19 protein-coding genes are annotated in these 21,381 nt (G+C 67.5%); 10 read left to right on the forward strand and 9 right to left on the reverse strand.

All coding sequences use genetic code 11. The annotated features are described in order from the left end of the window. Positions 1–215: 215 nt before the first annotated feature. Complete coding sequence (locus G3I17_RS21745; RefSeq protein WP_164599133.1) at positions 216–1,517, reverse strand: alpha/beta fold hydrolase; 1,302 nt, start codon at positions 1,515–1,517, stop codon at positions 216–218. A 387-nt stretch (positions 1,518–1,904) separates the two neighbouring features. Between G3I17_RS21745 and G3I17_RS21750 the strand changes: the two genes are divergently transcribed. From G3I17_RS21750 to efeB, 5 genes are read left to right on the forward strand one after another with little or no spacing between them, the layout of a single operon-like run. Then, positions 1,905–2,699: a polysaccharide deacetylase family protein gene (locus tag G3I17_RS21750; protein WP_164599135.1), complete on the forward strand. Its 795-nt coding sequence runs from the start codon at positions 1,905–1,907 to the stop codon at positions 2,697–2,699. 50 nt (positions 2,700–2,749) lie between these two features. Next, a complete protein-coding gene (gene thpR, locus G3I17_RS21755) occupies positions 2,750–3,313 on the forward strand; it encodes an RNA 2',3'-cyclic phosphodiesterase (RefSeq protein ID WP_164599137.1) in 564 nt (187 codons plus the stop codon). 42 nt (positions 3,314–3,355) lie between these two features. Next, on the forward strand, positions 3,356–4,234 hold the full coding sequence (efeU, locus tag G3I17_RS21760; RefSeq protein ID WP_164599139.1) for an iron uptake transporter permease EfeU: 879 nt from the start codon (positions 3,356–3,358) through the stop codon (positions 4,232–4,234). Further along, positions 4,231–5,364: an iron uptake system protein EfeO gene (gene efeO / locus G3I17_RS21765; RefSeq protein ID WP_164599141.1), complete on the forward strand. Its 1,134-nt coding sequence runs from the start codon at positions 4,231–4,233 to the stop codon at positions 5,362–5,364. Before efeU ends, efeO begins: the two co-directional genes overlap by 4 nt. Beyond that, positions 5,361–6,635, forward strand: coding sequence for an iron uptake transporter deferrochelatase/peroxidase subunit (efeB, locus tag G3I17_RS21770; RefSeq protein ID WP_164599143.1), 1,275 nt, complete (start codon positions 5,361–5,363; stop codon positions 6,633–6,635). The genes efeO and efeB overlap by 4 nt, the downstream gene beginning before the upstream one ends. Positions 6,636–6,676: 41 nt before the next feature. Here the strand turns inward: efeB and G3I17_RS21775 are convergent, their stop codons facing one another. The 6 genes from G3I17_RS21775 to G3I17_RS42180 all read right to left on the reverse strand — a co-directional run bounded on the left by G3I17_RS21775 (position 6,677) and on the right by G3I17_RS42180 (position 13,510). Continuing rightward, a complete protein-coding gene (locus G3I17_RS21775) occupies positions 6,677–7,516 on the reverse strand; it encodes a carbohydrate ABC transporter permease (RefSeq protein WP_164599145.1) in 840 nt (279 codons plus the stop codon). Beyond that, complete coding sequence (locus G3I17_RS21780) at positions 7,509–8,483, reverse strand: sugar ABC transporter permease (protein WP_164599147.1); 975 nt, start codon at positions 8,481–8,483, stop codon at positions 7,509–7,511. Before G3I17_RS21780 ends, G3I17_RS21775 begins: the two co-directional genes overlap by 8 nt. Beyond that, a complete protein-coding gene (locus tag G3I17_RS21785; RefSeq protein ID WP_203590586.1) occupies positions 8,483–9,796 on the reverse strand; it encodes a sugar ABC transporter substrate-binding protein in 1,314 nt (437 codons plus the stop codon). The genes G3I17_RS21780 and G3I17_RS21785 overlap by 1 nt, the downstream gene beginning before the upstream one ends. A 236-nt stretch (positions 9,797–10,032) precedes the next feature. Beyond that, a complete protein-coding gene (locus tag G3I17_RS21790) occupies positions 10,033–11,106 on the reverse strand; it encodes a LacI family DNA-binding transcriptional regulator (RefSeq protein WP_164599151.1) in 1,074 nt (357 codons plus the stop codon). Between the two features lie 51 nt (positions 11,107–11,157). Beyond that, complete coding sequence (locus G3I17_RS42175) at positions 11,158–12,264, reverse strand: helix-turn-helix transcriptional regulator (RefSeq protein WP_164599152.1); 1,107 nt, start codon at positions 12,262–12,264, stop codon at positions 11,158–11,160. A 139-nt stretch (positions 12,265–12,403) separates the two neighbouring features. Next, positions 12,404–13,510, reverse strand: a complete 1,107-nt coding sequence (locus tag G3I17_RS42180; protein WP_164599154.1) for a helix-turn-helix transcriptional regulator — start codon at positions 13,508–13,510, stop codon at positions 12,404–12,406. Between the two features lie 87 nt (positions 13,511–13,597). On the opposite strand from G3I17_RS42180, the gene G3I17_RS21805 reads away from it, so the two are divergent. Together G3I17_RS21805 and G3I17_RS21810 are read left to right on the forward strand one after the other, a co-directional pair. Continuing rightward, complete coding sequence (locus G3I17_RS21805; protein ID WP_164599156.1) at positions 13,598–14,935, forward strand: FAD-binding oxidoreductase; 1,338 nt, start codon at positions 13,598–13,600, stop codon at positions 14,933–14,935. Positions 14,936–15,051: 116 nt separating this feature from the next. Then, on the forward strand, positions 15,052–16,170 hold the full coding sequence (locus G3I17_RS21810; protein WP_203590551.1) for a hypothetical protein: 1,119 nt from the start codon (positions 15,052–15,054) through the stop codon (positions 16,168–16,170). On the opposite strand, the gene G3I17_RS21815 is transcribed toward G3I17_RS21810, so the two are convergent. Further along, positions 16,091–17,494 (reverse strand): MFS transporter, encoded by a 1,404-nt coding sequence (locus tag G3I17_RS21815; protein ID WP_164599158.1) that lies wholly within the window; start codon positions 17,492–17,494, stop codon positions 16,091–16,093. The genes G3I17_RS21810 and G3I17_RS21815 overlap by 80 nt on opposite strands. Continuing rightward, positions 17,491–18,099 carry a helix-turn-helix domain-containing protein gene (locus G3I17_RS21820; RefSeq protein WP_164599160.1) on the reverse strand — a complete coding sequence of 203 codons (609 nt, stop codon included), beginning with the start codon at positions 18,097–18,099 and terminating at the stop codon, positions 17,491–17,493. The genes G3I17_RS21815 and G3I17_RS21820 overlap by 4 nt, the downstream gene beginning before the upstream one ends. A 196-nt stretch (positions 18,100–18,295) precedes the next feature. Here G3I17_RS21820 and G3I17_RS21825 point away from each other — a divergent pair, with 196 nt between their 5' ends. The 3 genes from G3I17_RS21825 to G3I17_RS21835 all read left to right on the forward strand — a co-directional run bounded on the left by G3I17_RS21825 (position 18,296) and on the right by G3I17_RS21835 (position 21,202). After that, positions 18,296–18,661, forward strand: coding sequence for a hypothetical protein (locus G3I17_RS21825; protein WP_164599162.1), 366 nt, complete (start codon positions 18,296–18,298; stop codon positions 18,659–18,661). A 154-nt stretch (positions 18,662–18,815) separates the two neighbouring features. After that, the gene (locus tag G3I17_RS21830) at positions 18,816–20,063 is read left to right on the forward strand and encodes an SAM-dependent methyltransferase (RefSeq protein WP_164599163.1); all 1,248 of its coding nucleotides are present in this window, start codon (positions 18,816–18,818) and stop codon (positions 20,061–20,063) included. A gap of 5 nt (positions 20,064–20,068) precedes the next feature. After that, positions 20,069–21,202 carry an esterase-like activity of phytase family protein gene (locus G3I17_RS21835; protein ID WP_164599165.1) on the forward strand — a complete coding sequence of 378 codons (1,134 nt, stop codon included), beginning with the start codon at positions 20,069–20,071 and terminating at the stop codon, positions 21,200–21,202. Positions 21,203–21,381: the final 179 nt, after the last annotated feature.

Here is a 21,381-nt window from a genome sequence, read left to right on the forward strand (position 1 = left end):
ATGAGAAGACGCTACCGAGAGCGACCGAGCCGGTAAAGCTTAGGGACCGGGTCCGGTGGTGCGATTATTGGGACAGTTACGAAGCCGTTGCGTCAGTCGTCCGCTGTGACCTGCGGAGAGTTCCGGACCGTTGTCCCACGGTGTTCCAAGTGCGTTGCACCCCCAGCCCTCCTGACTTGCCGGGGGTGTCTTCGCAGTTGGGCGACGCAGCGGTCTTACGGGGTCGGTAGTGGGTTCGGTGGGCAGTTCAGGTCGGCTTGGCGGCCGGGCTTGCGGGTTGGGAGGGTGCCGTCGGTGAGGTAGGCGGCGATTGCCGCGTTTACGCAGGGGTTGCCGTTGGGGACTGCGGCGTGGGAGATGCCGCCTGTCTCGGCGAGCAGGGCCGCCCGCGGGTAGCGCGAGCGGACCTCGAGGCTGCCTTCGAAGGGGGAGGCGCCGTCGAGGGTTTCGTGGATCAGGAGCGCGCTGCTGACCTTTGAGCCGTCGATCCGTACTGGCTGGCCGGCGTCGGCGTGCCAATCGATGCAGGGGGCGTTGAACCAGGTGTTGCCCCACGTGGTGTTCGGCGCCTGGGCGTGCGCGGCCCAGGAGGCGTTGCGCCAGGTCTGCCAGTTGGACGGCCAAGGTGCGTCGGTGCAGATCTGGCCGAGCAGAGCGGCGTACGTGTTGTCGTTACCCCGTTGGGAGAACTGGTCGAAGAGCGCCTTCAACGTGGCGCCGTCGCCGTTGTTTACCCAGCCCGCGAAGGCCGAGCCGAGGGTCGGCCAGGCGAGCTGGAAGTACGGCGAGACGAGGAAGACGTCGATCCACTCGTCGAAGCCGACGAGTCCCTCGACCGGCGTCGCGCTGACTCGACGGAGCTGCTCGGTCCAGACCTTGTTGACCATCGCACGCGTCTTGCCGAGGTGGTACACGTCGTCATGCGAGGCCAGCCAGTCGAACCACAGGAACAGGTTGCGCTGCAACGGCACATCCTGGTCGAACGCCGCCGCCCCGAACCACACCCGCCGCGGATCGACGGAGCTGTCGAGGATCAACCGCTTCACCCGGCTCGGGTACTGCGTGCTGTAGACCTCACCCGTGTACGACCCATAGGACTGCGCGAACAAGGTCACCTGGGGGACACCGAGCGCAGTACGGATGCTCTCCATGTCCGCAGTCGTGTCAGTCGTCTTCATGTGGTCGAGCAGCGCGGGCTGAGCCGCTGCACAGGCATCGGCGTACGACTTGGTCCGCGCGCGCCAAGTGTTCTCCAAGGCTGCCGTCGTCGGCACGTAGTTCGGCCGGTTGTAGTCCATGTAGTTCGGCTGACAACTCAACGCGGGCACACTCGGCGCCAGCCCCCGCGGCGCGAACCCGACCCAGTCGTACCGATCCGCAGCCGCGGCCGGCAACTGCGCCCCGATCAACGCGTTCCGCAACCCGGACCCACCCAGCACCCCAGGCGTCGACAACACAACCCCTTGGTACTGCGCCTCAGGCACCTTGTGCTTCACCCGAGCCAACGCCAACCTCACCGTGGCGCCCTGGGGGCGCGCCCGATCCAGCGGCACCTCCAAGACCCCACACTCAGCCCCCGCCTGTACCAGCGCCGGATCACTGCAACTCGACCAGTCGATGGCGGTTGCAGCCCCAGCAGGCACAACCAACCCGGAAACCAGCAAACCCACCGTGGCGCCCAAAGCACCCAGAGTTCGTCTCATGCCAGCAGGCAACCCTGGATTCCTTGCCACCCTTCCCACTCCCGAAGACAGGTCCGTGCCATGACACCGATCGGCCGAACCCCCGGCCACCAGATCTCCAATCCGTACTTCCAACTGGATCGGGGTTTGGGGCGTCTCATGTTTTGAAGCTCCTGGACGAGGGGCTCGGGGGAACGTCCGTCTGATTCATGAGGAGTTGTCATGTCCCGCAAGCTCGGTGCCTTCATCAATACCGGCATCGGTATCTCGGCTGCCTTTGTCGTCGCCGGGGTGGTTGCCTTCGGGTTGGCACAGGCGGATCAGGCGTCTGCCACCGCACCGGACAAGACTGTGTCCACGACCTCGACGAAAGCCCCGACAGCAAGGCCGACAGCAAAGCCGACGACTGCTCAGAGTTCGAGTACGCCGGTTGCCAGTGCGTCGCACGAGCCGGCCGGTAACCCGACCGCGGTTGCCGGCGGCAAGAAGGTGCTATTCCTTACCTTCGACGATGGACCGGATCCGGTCTGGACGCCGCAGGTCCTGGCGGTGCTGGCGAAGTACGACGCCCATGGCACCTTCTTCGAGCTGGGCAGTATGCAGGCGGCGCATCCCGCGATCCGCGACCAGGTGCTTGCCGCAGGCAACACGATCGGCAGCCACTCGATCTCGCATGCGCAGCTGACCAAGGTCTCGGCGGCCAAACGCCACCACGAGATCTTCGACGGCCCGCAGTCGAAATGCTTCCGGCCCCCGTACGGCGCGGTGAACGACAAGGTCCGCGCCGACGTCAGGGCGGCCGGCATGATCCCCGTGCTGTGGGACGTCGACACCCTCGACTGGCAACGCCCGGGCAAGCAGGCGATCGTGAACAGCATCCTCACCCAGGCCCGCAGCGGCAGCGTCGTCCTGATGCACGACGGTGGCGGCAACCGCAGCCAAACCGTCGCCGCCCTCGACCAGGCGCTGGAGACCTTGACGGCCCAGGGCTATACCTTCCCGACGATGGATTGCTGATCGCCGCAAAGAATTCCTATCGGCTGGACACCGGCCTTTAAAATCGTGGGATGCGACTTTTTGTGGCGGTGGTTCCTCCGGCGGAGGTTGTCGAGCACCTGGCCGAGTTCGTCGGCCCCCGGAGAGATCACCCGGACGAGGACATTCGGTGGGCGTCCGACGAGACTTGGCACATCACCCTGGCGTTCCTGGGTGACGTACCGGAGTACAAGACCGAGGAATTGGCCGAAGGGCTCGAGCGGGCGGCTGGGCGGCAGAAGCCGTTCGATCTGCGGCTGGCCGGATCCGGGGCGTTTCCGAGCGTGGCGGATGCGCGCGTGCTGTGGACCGGGGTGAAAGACGGGTCGGACGCGTTGCCGCATCTGGCGATGACAACGCGGTCAGCGGCGAACAAGGCGGGGGTGACCGTCGACGGGCGCAAATTCACCCCGCATCTGACGCTGGCGCGGCTGCGGCAGCCGATGGATGTGGTCCGGTGGGTGCGGATCTTCGACACCTACGAGGGCCCGTCCTGGACAGCGGAAAGTATCGAGTTGGTCTCATCGCGTCTCGGTGAGGGCCCGAGCCATGGTGCTGCCTACGACACAGTGGGCGAATGGGATTTCTTAGGTTAACCTTCGGAAGGTTAGCCGTACCTAATACTTGGAGTTCCCGCCATGCTCGCCAACTACCTCATCGGTCTTCGTGAAGGCCTCGAAGCGTCGTTGGTGGTCAGCATTCTCGCCACCTTCCTGGTGAAGTCGGGGCACCGTGACCGGCTCAGACTGGTCTGGATCGGAGTGGGCGCCGCGATCGCCGTCGCGGTCGGCGGCTGGGCGCTGCTGCAGTTCATCACCTCGCTCACGGCCAGGTCGTTCACCACCCAGGAGACGATCGGCGGGGTGATGTCGATCGTCGCGGTCGGCTTCGTCACCTGGATGATCTTCTGGATGCGCAAGGCGTCGCGCAGTATCGCCCGGGAGCTGCGCGAGCGGATGGGCCAGGCGCTCGAGATCGGCAGCCGGGCGATCGTCCTGCTGGCCTTCCTGGCGGTCTTCCGCGAGGGCATCGAGACCGCCTTCATCGTCTACGCGTCGGCGGCCACCGCGACCACGGCCACGCCGTTCGTCGGTGTCCTGCTCGGTCTCGGCACCGCCGTCGTGCTCGGCTTCGCGATCTACCGCGGCGCGGTGAAGGTCAACCTCGCCGTCTTCTTCAAGTGGACCGGCGCGCTGCTGATCCTGGTCGCGGCCGGCATCTTCGCCTACGGCTTCCACGACCTGCAGGAGGCGAACATCCTGCCCGGCCTGCAGAACCTCGCCTTCGACATCTCCCACGTGATCCCGCCGGACAGCTGGTACGGCGTCCTGCTGAAGGGGATCTTCAACTTCAACCCGGCCCCGACGGTGATCGAAGCGATCGCCTGGCTGGCCTACCTCGTACCGGTGCTGGTGCTGTACTTCCGCCCGGTCAAGTTCACCCCGCCGCCCGCGGTGCCCGCCGACGCGCGGACCGAAACAGCACGATCCACCCGAACCGTCCAGGAGAACCCATGATCACCACCCGTCGAGCCGCCGCCATCGGCGCGGTACTGCTGCTGGCCGGCCTGACCGGCTGTGCGGACGACAAGCCGGCCGCCTCCGACGACGGCACCGGCCCGGTCACGGTCAAGGCGACCGACTCCGAGTGCGGCCTGAGCCGGACCGACGTCAAGTCGGGCACCAGCACCTTCTCGGTCTCCAACGGCGGCAGCAAGGTCACCGAGTTCTACGTGTACGCCGAGGGCGACCGGGTGATGGGTGAGGTCGAGAACATCGGACCCGGCCTCAAGCGCGACCTGATCGTCGAGCTGCCGACCGGCAAGTACCAGGCGGTCTGCAAGCCCGGGATGATCGGCGACGGCATCCGCGGTGACCTCAACGTCACCGGTGACGCCGCCGCGCAGATCGACGAGGACACCGCGCTGAAGCAGGCCACCGAGAGCTACCAGCGCTACGTGAACTCGCAGGCGATCGCGCTCGAGCAGAAGACCACCGAGTTCGTCACCGCGGTCAAGGCCGGCGACATCGCCAAGGCCAAGGAGCTCTTCCCGATCTCCCGCACCTACTGGGAGCGGATCGAGCCGGTCGCGGAGTCGTTCGGCGACCTCGACCCGAAGATCGACGCCCGCATCAACGACGTCGAGCCCGGCACCGAGTGGACCGGGTACCACCGGATCGAGCAGGCCCTGTGGGAGAAGAACAGCACCGCGGGGATGGCGAAGTACGCCGACCAGCTGCTCGTCGACGTGAAGACCGTGGTCGCCAAGGCCAAGGTCGTGAAGCTCAACCCGCTGCAGCTGGCCAACGGCGCCAAGGAACTGCTCGACGAGGTCGCGACCGGCAAGATCACCGGTGAAGAGGACCGCTACTCGCATACCGACCTGTGGGACTTCCAGGCCAACGTCGAGGGATCGCAGGCCGCGATCCAGGCGCTGCGCCCGGCCCTGCAGAAGCGCGACGCCGCTCTGGTGGTCACGCTGGACACCAACTTCAAGGCAGTCTTCGCCGCGGTCGACAAGTACCGGACCGCCGACGGCTTCAAGCCCTACGCCCTGAGCGCCGCCGAGCAGAAGACCCTCGGCGGCATCGTGGACGCGCTGGCCGAGCCGGTCAGCAAGGTCGCCGGCGTCATCGCCAAGAAATGAGCGAGTCCGAGAAGCGTCAAGGCATCTCCCGTCGCGGCCTGTTCGGCGCGGCGGGAGCCGCCGTCGCGACAGGAGTCGCCGGGTACGCCGTTCACTCGGCCCTGTCGACCGAGGAGTCGCAGGCTGCCGACAACACCGGCCCGGTCGAATTCCACGGCACTCACCAGGCGGGCATCGTCACGCCCGCGCAGGACCGGCTGCACTTCGCCACCTTCGACGTGACGGCGACCAAGCGCGAAGCGGTCATCTCCTTGCTGAAGGAGTGGACGGCAGCGGCCGCGCTGATGACGGCCGGACGTGACATCGGCCAGTACGGCGCGGTGAACGGCCCGGGCGAAGCCCCACCGGAGGACACTGGCGAGGCGGTCGGCCTGCCACCGGCGCGACTCACGTTGACCATCGGCTTCGGCCCGAGCTTCTTTGTCGATGCCAAGGGCAACGATCGGTTCGGGCTGAAGGGGAAGCGGCCGGCCGCGCTGGTCGACCTGCCGCACTTCATCGCCGACAACCTGGACCCGAACCGCAGCGGTGGCGACATCGCCATCCAGGCCTGCTCGGACGACCCGCAGGTCGCTGTCCACGCGATCCGCAACCTGGCCCGGATCGGCTTCGGCACCACCGTGGTGCGCTACTCCCAGCTCGGTTTCGGCCGGACGTCGTCCACCAGCCGGGCGCAGACGACGCCGCGCAACCTGTTCGGCTTCAAGGACGGTACGAACAACCTGAAGCTGGAAGACACCGACAAGCTCGAGCAGCAGTTGTGGGTGCAGCCCGAGGACGGCCCGGACTGGATGGTCGGCGGCTCGTACCTGGTGTCGCGCCGGATCCGGATGACGATCGAGATCTGGGACCGGACGTCGCTCGGCGAGCAGGAGCAGATCATCGGCCGCGGCAAGGGCACCGGCGCTCCGCTGGGCAAGGCCGACGAGTTCGACCTGATCGACTTCAACGCCAAGAACGCCGACGGCGAGCCGAAGCTTGCGATGGACTCGCACATCCGGCTCGCGCACCCGCAGTTCAACAAGGGTGCGGAGCTGCTGCGGCGTGGGTACAACTTCGTCGACGGCTCGGACGGCCTCGGTCGCCTGGATGCCGGGCTGTTCTTCCTTGCGTACCAGCGTGATCCGCGCAAGCAGTTCATCCCGATCCAGCAGCAGCTGTCCCGCACGGACACGATGAACGAGTACATCCGCCACGTCGGCTCCGGCATCTTCGCCTGCCCGGCCGGCGTCAAACCAGGCTCGTACTGGGGCGAGAAGCTCTTCAGCTGAGAGCCGGCCGGGCGGCCCAGAAGGAGCGCCCGGCCGGCTGTTTACTTGACGGCTCCGGCGGTCACTCCGGCCACGAAGTGGCGTTGGGCGAGCAGGAAGCCGATCACGACCGGGATGCTGACCACCAGGGCAGCGGCCATGATCTGGTTCCAGTAGACGTTCGTCTGGGTGGAGTACTGCCGCAGGCCGACCGACAACGTCCGGTTGGCCTCCGTGGTCATCACCGAGGCGAAGAGCACCTCACCCCAGGCCGTCATGAACGAGTAGATCGCCACCGCGATCACCCCCGGTCGCGCGGCCGGCAGGACGACCCGCATCAGCGCGCCCATCGGGCCGCACCCGTCGACCAGCGCCGCCTCGTCGAGCTCGCGCGGGATGCTGTCGAAGTACCCGGCGAGCATCCAGATCGAGAACGGCAGGCTGAAGGTCAGATACGTGATGATCAGACCCAGCCGGGTGCCGACCAGTTGCAGCCCGATCGAGTTGTTGATGTTCACGAAGATCAGGAACAACGGCAGCAGGAACAGCACGCCCGGGAACATCTGCGTCGACAGCACCGTGGTGGTGAAGACGGTCCGCCCGCGGAACCGGAACCGGGACACCGCGAACGCCGCCAGGATCGCGATCGCGACCGAGCACACCGTCGCGACCACGGAGACGATCGTGCTGTTGACGAAGTACCGGGCCAGCGGCACCGTCTTCCACATGTCGACGAACGGGTCGAGCGTGATCGTCGACGGCCACCAGGTGAAGGCGCCCTGGACGTCGCTCAGCGGTTTGAGCGAGGACGTCACCATCACGTAGAGCGGGACGAGGACGAACAGGCCGAGGACGGTCAGCACGATCCCTCGGTAAACCTTGAAACCCTTGGTGTCACGCACGTCGGGACCTCCGGCCGGTGACGATCAGATAGGCGCCGGTGATGATCATCAAGAAGATCAGCAGCAGCACGGACATCGCCGCACCGGAGCCGAAGTTCCAGGTCAGGAACGACGCGTTGTAGATGTGGAAGGTGATCAGGTCACCCGCGGGCGGCTGCGCGTTGCCGAACAGCACGTACGGCGTGTTGAAATCGCTGAACGTCCACAGGAACAGCACCAGCACGAGCACCAGGTTGACCGGCCGCAGAGCCGGCAGGGTGATGTTGCGCCACTGCCGAACCGTGCCGGCGCCATCGACCGCGGCAGCCTCGTAGACGTCGCGCGGGATGCTCTGCAGGCCCGCCATCAAGGTGAGGAACGCGAACGGCCACAGCTTCCAGACCGCGACGGTGATCAGCGAGACCAGCGCGTTGCTGCCGATCAGCCAGAACGGCCGGTCCGAGGTGAGGCCGAGGTTGTCGACGATCACGTGGTTCACCGCACCGGTATCGCGCTGGAGCATGAAGTTCCAGGTCAGGATCCCGGCGTACGCGGGCAGCGCGTAAGGCACGAGGAACAACGTCCGTACTGCGCTGCGCCCCTTGAACGGTGGTTGCAGGGCGACGGCGGCCGCCATCCCGAGACACCAGGCCAGCGCCAGCGTGATCAGCGAGAAGGCGATCGTGACGCCGAAAGACTTCAGCAGCCCCTCGCCGACCGCGTCGTGGAAGTCGACGGCGACCCGGTAGTTGTTGAAGCCCGCCCAGGGCGCGGCCGACCAGTTCGCGATGAAGAACTTGGTCAGCTTGACGAAGCTCATCCAGATGCCGACCAGCATCGGCACGATGTGGATCAGCAACTCCAGCAGTACCGCCGGAGCGAGCAGCAGATAGGGGAGTCGCCGGCTCAGCCCGGGCCGGCGGTCCAGCCCCCGCCGCGACGGCTTGGGGGCCGTCGCGGCGGGAGCCTTTTCGGTGGCTACTGACATCAGCTACTGGCCGCCACTTGATCCTCCGCCGTCTTCAGCGCGGCTTTCACGTCGTCGGCGCTGACCGTGCCGCCGGTGGCGATCTTGGCGAACAGGCCGTTCATCGCCTTGCCGACGGTGCTCTCGAACTGGTCCTCGGCCGGTACCAGCGGCAGCGGCTTCGACTTGGTGTTGTAGATGTCCTGGAACGTCGCAGCCTCGGTCGCGTCCGTGGTGAAGACCGGCTTGGCGTCCTTGAGCACCGGCAGCGAGGAGAACGGCTTGCCCAGCGTGGTCTGGGTGGTCGCGTCCGTCATGTACTTGACGAACTTGAGCGCCGCGTCCTTGTTCTTGGTGTTCTTGAAGATCGACAGGTTGATCCCGGCCACGTGGCTGGCGACCTGCTGGGCCGCTCCGGCCGGCGCGGGGAACGGCACCACGCCGTACTCGCCGGCCTTCATGCCGTTGGCGACGATCGAGGAGTCGGCGTTGTTCTGGTTGATCACCATCGCCACCTTCTTGGTGGCGAAGTCGTTCACCGACTTGGTGCCGTTGTCGTACTGCGCGTTCGACGGGTTGGCGACCTTGTCCTTCTGCATCAGGTCGAGGTATCGCAGCACGCCCTGCACGTTGCCGTCACCGGTGAAGGTCGGCTTGCCGTCCTTGTCGAACCAGTCCGCGCCGTTCTGCGCGGCGTTGATGAAGGCGAAGTGCACGTTCTCGGTGTAGCTGCCGGCCGCCAGCGCCATACCCCACGTCTTCTTCGCGGGGTCGGTCAGCTTCTGCGCGGCGCTGACCATCTCTTCCCAGGTCTTCGGCGGCTGCAGCCCGGCCGCGGCGAACATCGCCTTGTTGTAGTACAGGCCGTAGGCCAGACCGTAGAGCGGGACCGAGGTCGGGTCGGTGCCCTCCTTGCCGCCGGTCGCCAGAGCCGTCGGCACGAACTTGTCCTTGCCCCCGATCGCGGTCATCGCGTCGCCGTCGAACGGCAGGAACGCGTTGGTCGCCTGCAGCGAGGCGGCCCAGGTGTTGCCGATGTTGACGACGTCCGGGCCCTGACCCGAGGTGGTCGCCGTCTGGATCCGGGTCTGCAGGTCGTTCCAGCCGATCACCTCGAGGTTGACCTTGATGCCGGTGTCCGCGGTGAACTTCTGCAGTACCGGGGTCAGCACCTCTTTGTCGTTGTCCAGGCTGGTGCCCTGGTTGCTGGCCCAGTAGGTCAGCGTCTGGTCTCCACCACTGCCGCCAGAGGAGTCGCCCGAGTCGCTGCCACCACAAGCGGCCAGGCTGATTCCCAGGGCGGACACCGCTGCTGCGGCTACAAGCGAACGCAGTCTCACGTCGGACTCCCTCGTCCCATCGAGCCTCCGGCAGGAGAGCGGAGGCTGGTCGGGCCCATAGTGGCCTAACCGGTTAAGCATGGGAACCCGAACCGGTTCAGTTAGCCCGAGTTTGTTACTTCACCGTGACCGGGTACCCGATGTGATGCAGATTACGCACGCAATATGTCGCTCCCTGCGCACAATCACGCAAGGTCTCGTAACGGCCGGTACTGCGCTGGATACCCGCCTCAGCGAGTACTGCGGGCAACCGCGGCCGACGAGTCGCGCACGCGTAGTACGCCGGAGGGGGTCTCCCAGTGCAGCCCGGACTCGCCTGCCGCGATCCGGAACAGCAGGTCGGCCGCCATCCGCCCGCGCTCCATCGTCTGCTGGTCGACCGCGGTGATCCCGGGGAGCGCCAGCTCGCACAAGGGCGAGTCGTCCCAGGCGAGGATCGACAGCTCGTCCGGTACTCCGGTGCCGAGCTCCACGGCCACCCGCAACGCGGCGACGGCCATCAGGTCGTTGCCCAGGATGAGCGCGGTCGGCGGGTTCTTGCCGGCCAGCACCTTGCGCGTCATCTCGGCGCCATCGGCGTACTGGTAGCTGCCCTCGAAGTGGGTGACCCGGATGCCGCGTGCCTCGGCGTACTCCCTGAGCAGCTTGACCCGCAGTTGCTCGTGCACGAAGGTGAACGGCCCGCTGACGTGGGCGATGTCGCGGTGACCCAGCTCTTCCAGGTGCCCCACCAGGAGCCGCACGGTCTGGTCGGGCGAACTGATCAGCCGGCCCACGCCGTCGTCCGGCGCGTTGGAACTGACCACCACGCAAGGGACTCCGAGCTCCTTCAGCAACGGGATCCGCGGGTCGTCGTTGTGCTCGTCGAACAGGATGAACCCGTCCACCCGGCCCTGCCGGCTCCAGCGGCGCAGTACGTCGAGGTCCTGGCCCTGCTCGCCGGTCAGCCGGAGCAGGAGCGAGGAGTCGACCTCGTTCAGGTACTGCTCGATGCCGACCAGGGTGCGCATGTAGAACGCCTCGGTCGAGATCAGCGCCGGGTCGCGGGCGATCACGATGCCGATCGTCTTGGTCCGGCTCGCGGAGAGTGCGACGGCGGCGGAGTTCGGGTGGAAGCCGAGTTCGGCGGCGAGGCTGAGGACCCGCTGGCGGGTCTCCTCGCTGACGCCGGAGCGGCCGTTCAGCGCGTACGAGACCGAGGCCTTGGAGATATCCAGCCGGCGAGCGAGGTCGCTGATCGTGACGCGCTGACTGCGGCGCCCGCCGCTGCTCGCCTGTTCCTCGTCGATGCTCCCTCCCTGCATGGGCCGAACGTTAGCAGCGAGCTTCCCCGGCAGACGGTTCCCTGCGCGTAGTCAGTCGGTGAAGAAGCCATCGGCGTTCAGGCTCTTGCCGAAGCGGCCGGAGTACTGGCTGAAGAAGATCCGGGACGACAGTTCGCGCCGGCTGGAGACTCCGACCTTGTCGAAGATCACCTTGAGGTGGTCCTGGACCGTGTACGGCGACAGGTGCAGCGCGGCGGCGATCTGGTTGGTGCTGTCACCGAGCAGGACGTGCTGGACGACGTCGCGCTCGCGATCGGTCAGCCCGTACGCCGCGACGATGAGCGGGATGATCTTGGCGGCGCCGGCGGCCTCGATCGTCACGGCGATCTGGGTGGTCAGGCCGTCGCGGTCGCGGATCGGCGTACCGTGTAGGGCCAGCCATTGGCCGGTTCTGCTGCGCAGGCGCAGGTTCGGCACGTACTGCGCGGTGCCGGCGGCCACCGCGCGCGCAGCAGCCGCGACGGTGGTGACCGAGGACGGCAGCTTGCCCCACAGGTCGCCGCCGAGCTCGGCGACCCATTCCTCTGCGGTGGCGCTGGCGGAGATGAGCTCGTTGTCGGCATCGAAGATCAGCACGGCAGCGGAAGAGTCCCGGCCGGCCTGCTCGACGCTGGATGAGATCAGGCCGCGCCGGAAGCCCAGAGCCATGGTGCTTTCGATCCGGTGCATGAACTGCGCCTCGGCCGGCGAGAAGCCGACCCGGCCGCGGCTGCGGTACAGAGTGCAGACGCCCCACATCCGGCCGCCGCTGCGGACCGCGCCCCGCAGTTCGTGCTCGATGCCCAGCCCTGGCAGGTAGTCCCGCTGTCGTGGACTGTGCAGCCGGTTGCCGTTGGTGGCCTCGTCCAGGATGCCGACCGCCACCTCCTGGCGAGCCAGGTCGGCGAAGTGGTTGAAGTCCGGGATCTCGTACTCGTACTGAACGAACTCTTCCTCGTTCGAGTGCGCCAGGTCGACCATCACCCGACCGGTGACCAGGTTGGTTGCCGGATCGGCGATCCCGATGCAGATCGAGTCGAACGGGATCGCGCGCTCCAGCAACTCGACCGCGGCCAGCGAGAAGTCCTCCCACGCGAGCCCTGCCTCGGCCGCCGCCTCGAGCCCCGCCCGCGCGGATTCGGCGTGATAAGTCTTCACGAGACCAGTGTGCGCCGGGTGGCGAGCGGACGGCACCCCAGATATCTGGGACCCGGAACCCCCCAAGAACTGGGATACCGGTCGGCGCCCGCGGCAACGATCGTCAAGGGTATGACCGACAAACCGCGCATCCCGTCCATCACTCCGAACCAGATCGCAGCTGGTGCATACCGGCGTCCTTGACCGACTGGTTCGCGTAGTGGCTGAAGAAGATCCTGGAGGACAGCTCCCGCCGGCTGGAGACTCCGACCTTCTCGAAGATCATCTTGAGGTGGTCCTGGACCGTGTACGGCGACAGGTGCAACGCCGCGGCGATCTCGCTGGTGCTGTCACCCCGCAGGACCTGCTGGATGACGTCCTGCTCGCGACTGGTCAGGCCGAACGCCGCCACGATCAGCGGGATGACCTTGGGCGGCCCGGCCGCGTCGATGGTGACGGCGATCTGCCCGGTCAGCCCGTCCCGGCCACGGATGGGTGCCGCATGCAACTCCAGCCACTCACCGCCGGCAGACCGAAGCCGAGACCTCGGTACTACGTCCTCCACCTGAGCGCGAGCCGCCGAGACCACTGCGGCCACTGAGAACGGCAGCTGCGACCACAGATCTCCGCCGAGCTCCACGATGCGCTGCTCGGCTCCCGGCGTCGCGGAGACGACCTCCCCGTGCTGGTCGAAGATGAGCACCGCCGAGGACGGGTTGGATCGCTCCGGCCGCGTCAGGTCGGTGGCGATCAGCCCGCGCTGCATCCCGATCGCCATCAGCTTCTCGGTCCGGTGCATGAACTCCGCCTCGGCCGGGGAGAACCCACTCCGGCCGGGCTCGCGGTACATCGCGAACGTGCCCCACATCTGGTCGCCGGTCCGCAGCACGCCGCGCATCTCGTGCTCGGTGCTGAAGAGATGCTGCAGGTCCCGGATCCGGGCACTGCGCTGGTTGTCGCCCCCGGTCGCGTCGGCCAGGATCCCGACCGCCATCGGCCGGTCCGCCAGATCCACGAACAGGTTGAAGTCCGGTACGCCGTACTCGTGCTCGGCGAACTGTGTGCCGGTGTTGGCGGCCATGTTGACCTTGACGGCGCCGGTACTCAGCCTGGTGGCCGGGTCGGTCGTGCCGATGCACATCGCGTCGTAGGGGATTGCCCTTTCGAGCAACTCCATCGCGACCGTGCTGAAGTCGTCAGAGGTCAGACCGGCCCGGCTGGCAGCCTCCAGGCCCGCGCGGGCCGATTCCGCGTGGTAAGTCTTCACCTCGCCAGTATGGGCAGGTGCCGGTGGCAACCAGAACCCCAGAAAGCTGGGATGGTGGTCACGGCGGCCGCGCCCGAGGCTGACGCCATGATCGAACCATTGCGCGAAGTGCTGACCGGCCGGGTGGTCACACCCGAAGATCCGGACTGGGAGTCCGTCCGAACGGCCTGGAACCTGACCGTCGACCAGCGGCCGCTGGCGGTCGTCGAGGCCGCGGGGCCGAGCGACGTCGAACACACAGTGACGTTTGCCGCCGCCCACGGCCTGAAGGTGGCGGCGCAGGCCGGGGGACACGGCGCGACCAGGTCGCTCGACCAGACGATCGTGCTGCGTACCAACGCGCTGGACGACATCTGGGTCGACTCCCACGCAAGGATCGCCCGGGTCGGTGCAGGGGTGCGGTGGGGTGCCCTGCAGACGGCCCTGGACGGTACCGGGCTCACCGGCCTGCTCGGCTCGACCGGGGACGTCTCGGTGGTCGGCTACTGCACCAACGGCGGCCTGTCCTGGTTCTCCCGCCCCTACGGCTCAGGGGCCGCTAGCTTGCGGGCAGCAGAGATCGTGGACGCCTCTGGATCTCGGAGGTGGATCGACGACTCCACTGAGCCGGACCTGATGTGGGCGCTACGTGGGGGCGGCGGCAACTTCGCCGTGGTGACCTCGGTCGAGGTGGAGCTGTTCCTGGCGCCGGAGATCACCGGTGGCCGGCTGATGTTCCCGATCGACCAGGCCGAGGCCGTACTGACGGCGTACAAGCAGGCCACCGAGTCTGCTGCCGGGCAGGTTACGCTGTGGGCCTACCTGACCCACTTCCCGGACGCACCGTTCATGCCGGAGCCGATCCGCGGCCAGTCGTTCTGCATGATCGATGGGGCGACTCCGTTCGATCCGGCTGCGCTCGAGGCGGCTCTGGCGCCGATCCGAGCGGCCGGTACTGCGGTGGTCGACTCCGTCGGGCCGCAGACTCCGGGCTCGATCGCGGAGGTCACTCAGGAGCCGGTGGAGCCAACCTCCTTCACGATCGAGACAGTCACCTTCGACGAGCTCACGCCGGAGCTGATCGGCGTACTGCTCAAGTACGCGGGGCAGCCGTCGCTGATCTTCCAAGTGCAGTTGCGGCACCTGCGGGCGAGCCAGGAGGTGGGCCATCCAGGGGTGGCAGCGGCCGACCCGGCAGCGAAGTACGCGCTGAGTGCGTTGGCGATCCTGCCGGCGCCTGAGCTGGAGCAGCCGGCCCGGCAGGCTCTGCTGGCGTTGAAGGATGCAGTGGCGCCATGGCACGCGGGGGACTTGATCCCGTCCATGCTGGGAGCCGACGGGACACTGCAGGACGTCTTCAGCGAGGGGGACCTCGCCAGGCTCCGGGAGATCAAGCAGCAGGTCGATCCGCACGGCCTCCTGGTCGGCAACTACCCACTGGCCTGACCGGCCAGGTCGGGGGTCCACTAGCCTGAGCCGGTGGACCCCCGGACCCGACGGCTCGTCACTTCTGTCGTACTAGCGGCGCTGGTCGCGATCGTGGTGATCGCGGCTCTGGCGCGATGAGCGAGCGGTCGTCCTACCTGTTGCGGGCGGGACTGGTCCGCAATGTCCGGACCGGGGAGCACCTGACCACCTTCGTGGTGTCGGGTGTCTCGACCGTCCTGATCACGCGGCTGATCCTCGGGCTGAGCGGCTACCCGCAGATCGGCGGCAAGGGCCTGCACATCGCGCACGTCCTGCCCGGCGGCCTGCTGATGCTGCTGGCGATCTACCTGCTGCTCTCGTACGTCGGTCCGGTGGTCCGGCCGGCTGCGGCGCTGGTCGGCGGTATCGGCTTCGGGCTGTTCATCGACGAGGTCGGGAAGTTCGTCACCTCGGACAACAACTACTTCTACCAACCGACCGCGGCGATCATGTACGTCGTGTTCGTGCTGATCGTGCTCGGCTCCCGGTTCGTCAACAACCGGCGGCCGATCGACCAGCGGGAGCAGTTGGCCAACGTGGTCGACCATGCCGTCGAGGGGGTGGCCGGTGGGTTGTCCCGGCGCCGGCGGGCCCAGGCGTCGGAGCAGTTGCGGGCAGTCGGGCCGGATGTCGTCGGGCGGCTGGAGGCGCGTGCCCTGCTGGCTGCCTGTCCGCCAGACGAGGTGGAGCTCGCTGCACCGATCGACGCGGCTTGGCGGGCTCTGCAGCGAGGGTTCGACCGGTTGGCGACCCATCCGCTCGCTCCGGCCGTTACGGTCGCAGTACTGGCCGTGCAGGCACTTGGTGCGCCGGTCATCGCGGCTGCGCTTCGGCTTGACGATGGGCGGTTGGTGACGGATCTGCCGGTACTGGGGGTGGTTGCCGGGAGCTTGCTGTCGGCAACATTCACCGTACGGGGCGGGTTGCGGTTGCGGGCCGGGGATCGGGTTCGGGCGGTGCGGTTGTTCGAGCTCGCAGTACTGGTGTCGCTGCTGGTGACTCAGGTGTTCCAGTTCGCCGGGACGCAGTTCGCCGCTGTCGGCGGGATGAGTCTGGACCTTGTCCTGCTGGGCCTGCTCGGTGCTGAGAGCGACCGGCTGCGGCGGCAGGCCGCCCGGCAGGGCACTCCGCCGGCTACGAAGCCGAAGATGTGGGGACTGCCACCAGATCCCGGCAGTCCGCCGTTCCCTGAGGATCCGGGAGATCCTGCTTAGCTGTCTGGCCGCCCCAGTTCTCGTTGCGACCGAAGAGAATCGGCGCGAGCGTGGCGGCGAGGTAGAGGCCACCTGCGACCAGGAAGGCCGGGGCCAGGCCGATACCGGCGATGGTCGCGCCGGCCAGTACGCCACCCAGCGGGATGCCGGCCCAGCCGACAGAACTCGCCAATGAGTTGACCCGGCCCAGCATCTGCCGCGGTACTCGCTCGACAAACAGTGCGCCCAGGATCGGGTTGATGAAGCCACCCCCGACGCCGCCGATCGCGTAGGTGGCCAGTACTACCCACAGCGGGACGTCCAGGGCCAGTACGACGAAGCGTGGTGCTCCGCAGATCAGGAAGCTGAGGATGAACGCGACCCGACGGGGGATGCGCTCGCCGATGCTCGCCGCGACCAGGGCGAACACGGTGGCGGTGATGAAGAACGCGGTGAGGACCATGCCGGTCTGGCCCGGGCCGTAGCCGTGCGTGCGCATCCAGACCGGGATCATCACGGCCACCGTCGCCGCGTCGAGCAGGTTGGTCACCGAGATCATCAGGACCAGCGGCATCATCAGCCTGTCCTTGCGGAGGAACGTCCAGCCCTCGCGCAGGCGCTGGAAGTAGCTGCCTTCCTCCTCCGGCGACTCTGCTCCGTCTGTTGTCCTTACTGCTCCTGCTGCCGTGATCCTGGTGGTGGCTTTGCGATGCGTGGTGGCTTTGCGGTGCGGGGCCCAGATGACGAACAGGGCGGCGCAGACCCCGAAGGACGCGGCGTCGATCCAGAGGGCGTTGACCTCACCCAGCAAGGCGATCAGGCCACCGGCGAGGCCGAACGCCAAGAAGCCGGCGAGCCGCTCGGTGGTGCTCTCCAGGCCGGTCACGCGCTCCAGCGGTACGCGGGCGGCCTCGGCGATGTCGGGGACGAGAGTGCCCTTCGCTGCGTCGCCCGGGCCGCGGAGAGTGCCGGCGATTCCCACCAGGACCAGGAGGGTCGGGAAGGAGAGGAGATGCAGGGCGTGCAGGAGGGGGATCAGTGCGACCACCAGGGTGCTGCCGGCGTCGGCGACGATGCTCACCCGGCGTGGGCCGATCCGGTCGATCAGTGGGCCACCGAAAGCCTTGCTGAGTACCAGGGGGAGCATCTCCGCGAGTGAGACCAGGCCGGTCTTGGTGGGGGAGCCGGTGCTGACCAGGACGAACCAGGGGATGGCGATCGCGCTCACCCTGGTGCCGCAGACGGAGACGACGTTGGCGATGAGGAAGGCGATCAGCGGCGCCCGGTTCGGCGGACCGGCTGTTGGAGCTTGTACTTGCGGCTGGGGCGCGAGCGTGGCGGTCATCGTGTCTCCCGGGGGAAGGCCTGGATCTGGACGGACACCTGCTCAGCGCCGTCGGGCAGGGGCTGGGTGAGGTCGGTGCTGTACTTCTCGAAGACGGCCTGGACCTCGGTCAGCATCGACTTGAGCTCGGCCGGGCGGAGCTGGAACGTGTAGTCGGTGATCAGGCTGGCGTCGAGCCACTCGGGCGACTGGGTCTGCTGTTCGTCGATCGCGCGGAACATGTTCTCCGCGAAGACCTGGCCGAGGCCGTGCAGGAAGCCCATCGTCAGCTCGGGCTCGCTCTTGAGCAGCGCGCCGGTGTCGAACGACGTCCCCAGGTGCGCCGCCTTCCACCAGCGGTCGCGGGCGTTGCCGCGGCTGTCGTCCTCCACGACCAGGCCGGCGTCGGCGAGCTGGCGCAGGTGGTAGCTGGTGGCGCCGGTGTTGACGCCCAGGCGGCCGGCGAGCGTGGTGGCGGTGGCGGGGCCGTACATGCGGAGCAGGCCGAGCATCCGGTTGCGCATCGGGTGAGCGAGCGCCCGCAGAGCGGCACCGGCCAGCTCCACGGTCGGGTGCCCGGTCTTGTGCTCGGTCTGGTGCTGGTCGCTCTCGTGCTGGTCGGTCATGAACTCAGGCTGCGACTGCAAAGGCGCTTTGCAAAGAGCTTTTGCAAACTGACTTTGCAGTTGGATTGTCCACAGCTCAGAAATTCGGTCGCCGGAGCGAGGGCGAATCGCGGCATCTTCTCTGTTGAGAACCAACTGAAGGGCACGGACGCGGCTGTACCAGCCGGGCGGCCCGTCGACATGAAGGAGACAAACCATGGTCCGGGTGATGCTCGAGGACGCCGACTACTGCGACGTCCCGTCCGATCTGATGACGTTCGACGACGGCGTAGTGGTCTTCTGGCGCGACGGCGAGGAGGTCGGCCGCCACCGCCTGCTCCGCATCCGCGCCCTCGAACTCCCCGCTGCCCGCTCTTTCGGCCGCCGGGTCGAAGAAGCCCGCAAGACCTACCCCAACGCCTACCGAGGCTGGACGAAGGACCAGGAAGACCTCCTGACCCAACTCTTCAACGACAACGCCACCAAGGACCAGCTCGTCACCGCCCTGGGCCGCCAACCAGGCGGCATCGAAACCCGCCTGAAAGCCCTCAACCTCCTAGCCGAAGACGCCAAACTCACCTGACGCCACACTCCCCACCACAGACAAGTGAGGCCTACCCACCGGACCTCGCCGTTGGGGCTGTGGGTGGTTACCAGGTGCTGGGGTTCGTGGGTCTTTGGAGGAATCCTGCGAGACCCTTTTGTGATCTCGGGGAGTGGTCGGCGACAATGGCGCGATGCAGGCTGAGCAGGAAGCTGATGAGCGGGCGGGCGATCCGGGCGAGGAGTCTGTCGCGCGGGCCGCGGTTCGGGCTGCATTGCTGGAGCCGGGTGGACTGGTGCGAGCGGTCGGGTCCGGGCGGCGGCGAGGCGCGGAGGCACCGAAGTACCAGCGGGTGGAGCTGCGGTATGTCGATCTGAAGGGTGTCCGGCATCTGCAGGTGACCGAGTACGACGAGCGGCAGGCGCATACCCGCAACGCGGGGACGGCCGCCGCCGACACGGTGGTGGACGAGCTGCTGGGCGTCCCGTACGGGAACTGGCACATCGAGACGACCACCGAGACCCTCCGGCTGCGCTACACCAAGAAGGGCAAGTCGCTGCTCCACCGCCAGACGGAGCAGCACGAGCAGGAGACTTCGCACGATCGCACCAAGCAGCGGATGCTCGACCCGGCGGCGCCGTTCCTGGTCGAGCTGGGGATCAGTGACCATCTCGGCCGGGTGAAGCCGTCGCGGCAGTCGAAGTACAAGCAGATCGACGAGTTCTGCAAGTTGCTGCTGCCGGCTCTCGAGGAGGCGCTGGCGGCGGGCCGGATCGAGACCGGGCGCCCGCTGCAGGTGGTCGATCTCGGCTGCGGGAACGCTTATCTCACGCTCGCGGCGTACCACCTGCTGACCGCGGCGGGGCACGACGTCCGGATGACGGGTATCGATCGCACTCCGGCCGCGCGCGAGCGGAACACCAGGCGGGTCACCGCGCTGGGCTGGCAGGACCACCTGAAGTTCATCGACGCGACCATCGAAGCGGCCGAGCTGGACGCCCCGCCGGACGTCGTCCTGGCGCTGCACGCCTGCGACACGGCGACCGACGACGCGCTCGCCCGGGCGGTCGGCTGGCAGGCGCCGCTGATCCTCGCGGCGCCTTGCTGCCACCACGACATCCAAAAGCAGCTCAAGAACGTCGAACCTCCGGCGCCTTATGCGCTTCTCACCAGATATGGCATCGTTCGTGAGCGGTTCGCCGACGTCCTGACGGACTCCCTGCGGGCGGCGGTGCTCCGACAGGTCGGTTACCGGGTAGAGGTGGTGCAGTTCGTGGACAGTGAGCACACGCCGCGCAATCTGCTGTTGCGCGCTGCCCGGACGGGTGCCGCGGCCGGCCCGGACGTGCAGGCGGAGTACGAGGCGCTGATCGGGGAGTGGCAGGTCAAGCCACACTTGGCGACGCTGGTCCTCGCCCCCGAGCATGAGGCGGTGCTTTGAGCTTGATGCGCAACGCCCTGACCCTGACCGCCGTCACCCTGCTGAGCCTGGCCGGGGCCGCGATCCCAGCCGGTTCAGCCGGCGCTTCCGGTACTACGCCGCGCGCGAGCGACTCGGCCGCCGCCGAACCGACCCCCGGGGCGCCGAAGAGACTGTTCTCGATCGACGACAGCCGCGTGGAGGAGTCCTCCGGGCTGGCGAAGAGTTCGAGGTACGACGGCATCTGGTGGACGGTGAACGACTCCGGTGATACTGCCCGGGTGTTCGGCGTCGACAAGACGGGCAAGGTCCGCGTCCAGCTCAAGTTCAAGGCGCCGGTCAAGGACGTCGAGGCGATCGCGGTCGACAACGACGGCACCATCTACATCGCCGACATCGGGGACAACAACAAGAACCGCGACATGATCGAGGTCTACACGATCCCCGAGCCGGCCCGGCTCGAGGACGAGGAGAACGTCAAGTTCCACCGGTACGACTTCGAGTACCCCGATGGCGCCCACGACGCCGAGACGCTGCTGATCGAGCCGCAGACGAAGCGGCTGTACTTCGTCACCAAGGTCAAGAAGAAGGCGGGCGCCATCTACGCGGCTCCCGAGAGCGCCACCCGCGAGGGCACCAACAAGCTGACCAAGCTCGCCGCCGCCCCGGTCTCCGCATACGGCGTCACCGACGGCACCTTCATGCCGGACGGCAAGACCGTCGTACTACGGACGTACCTGGACGTCACCACGCTGGCCTGGGGGGACACCCCGACGGTGGTGGCGCAGGCGACGACTCCGGTCGCGCAGGGCGAGTCCGTCGCGGTGGGCCCGTCGGGCAGCGACATCCTGGTCGGCAGCGAGGGCAAGGGCTCGGTCGTCTACCAGATGGCTGCCCCGGCAAAACCGGTCGCCGCGAAACCCCCGGCAGCCGCCACGCCCGGCGCGACGCCGAAGCCGAGCGCCAACGCGAGTACCGAGCCGAAGAAGAACCACAGCCTGCGCTGGATCGTCGTCGGCGCCGCGCTGCTGGCCATGATCATCACCTTCGTCACCTTCCCGGCCGGCCGCCGCGAACGCCTGGACCGAATGGCCGAGAACGCCCGCCTGACCGGCCAGCCCCCACCCAACCCCCACGGCCGCCGCCGCTCCAACGCCTGACGGCCACCCACCACCCGCCACCCGCCACGGCGACCCCGCCGTCTGAGGGGTTAACCCCAAGGCCGGTTAGTTAGGCGGGTTGGGGCGGTGTCAAGGCGGCGGGGTGTGGATGGTGATGCTGATGGTGGCTTGGTAGGTGGTGCGGTTGGTGTTGGCTGCTTGGGTGGGGTATCTGGAGG

The sequence above is a fragment of the Streptomyces sp. SID13031 genome (assembly GCF_010548305.1).
Classification (GTDB): domain Bacteria; phylum Actinomycetota; class Actinomycetes; order Propionibacteriales; family Kribbellaceae; genus Kribbella.

What these genes read in the sequence shown, in the direction of transcription:
- G3I17_RS21805 (WP_164599156.1), top strand. Translation starts at nt 13,598, where the DNA reads ATGATCGAACCATTGCGCGAAGTGCTGACCGGCCGGGTGGTCACACCC.
- efeO (WP_164599141.1), top strand. Translation starts at nt 4,231, where the DNA reads ATGATCACCACCCGTCGAGCCGCCGCCATCGGCGCGGTACTGCTGCTG.
- G3I17_RS21830 (WP_164599163.1), top strand. Translation starts at nt 18,816, where the DNA reads ATGCAGGCTGAGCAGGAAGCTGATGAGCGGGCGGGCGATCCGGGCGAG.
- efeU (WP_164599139.1), top strand. Translation starts at nt 3,356, where the DNA reads ATGCTCGCCAACTACCTCATCGGTCTTCGTGAAGGCCTCGAAGCGTCG.
- G3I17_RS21825 (WP_164599162.1), top strand. Translation starts at nt 18,296, where the DNA reads ATGGTCCGGGTGATGCTCGAGGACGCCGACTACTGCGACGTCCCGTCC.
- G3I17_RS21790 (WP_164599151.1), bottom strand. Translation starts at nt 11,106, where the DNA reads ATGCAGGGAGGGAGCATCGACGAGGAACAGGCGAGCAGCGGCGGGCGC.
- thpR (WP_164599137.1), top strand. Translation starts at nt 2,750, where the DNA reads ATGCGACTTTTTGTGGCGGTGGTTCCTCCGGCGGAGGTTGTCGAGCAC.
- G3I17_RS21750 (WP_164599135.1), top strand. Translation starts at nt 1,905, where the DNA reads ATGTCCCGCAAGCTCGGTGCCTTCATCAATACCGGCATCGGTATCTCG.
- G3I17_RS21820 (WP_164599160.1), bottom strand. Translation starts at nt 18,099, where the DNA reads ATGACCGACCAGCACGAGAGCGACCAGCACCAGACCGAGCACAAGACC.
- G3I17_RS21815 (WP_164599158.1), bottom strand. Translation starts at nt 17,494, where the DNA reads ATGACCGCCACGCTCGCGCCCCAGCCGCAAGTACAAGCTCCAACAGCC.
- efeB (WP_164599143.1), top strand. Translation starts at nt 5,361, where the DNA reads ATGAGCGAGTCCGAGAAGCGTCAAGGCATCTCCCGTCGCGGCCTGTTC.
- G3I17_RS21780 (WP_164599147.1), bottom strand. Translation starts at nt 8,483, where the DNA reads ATGTCAGTAGCCACCGAAAAGGCTCCCGCCGCGACGGCCCCCAAGCCG.
- G3I17_RS21810 (WP_203590551.1), top strand. Translation starts at nt 15,052, where the DNA reads ATGAGCGAGCGGTCGTCCTACCTGTTGCGGGCGGGACTGGTCCGCAAT.
- G3I17_RS21835 (WP_164599165.1), top strand. Translation starts at nt 20,069, where the DNA reads ATGCGCAACGCCCTGACCCTGACCGCCGTCACCCTGCTGAGCCTGGCC.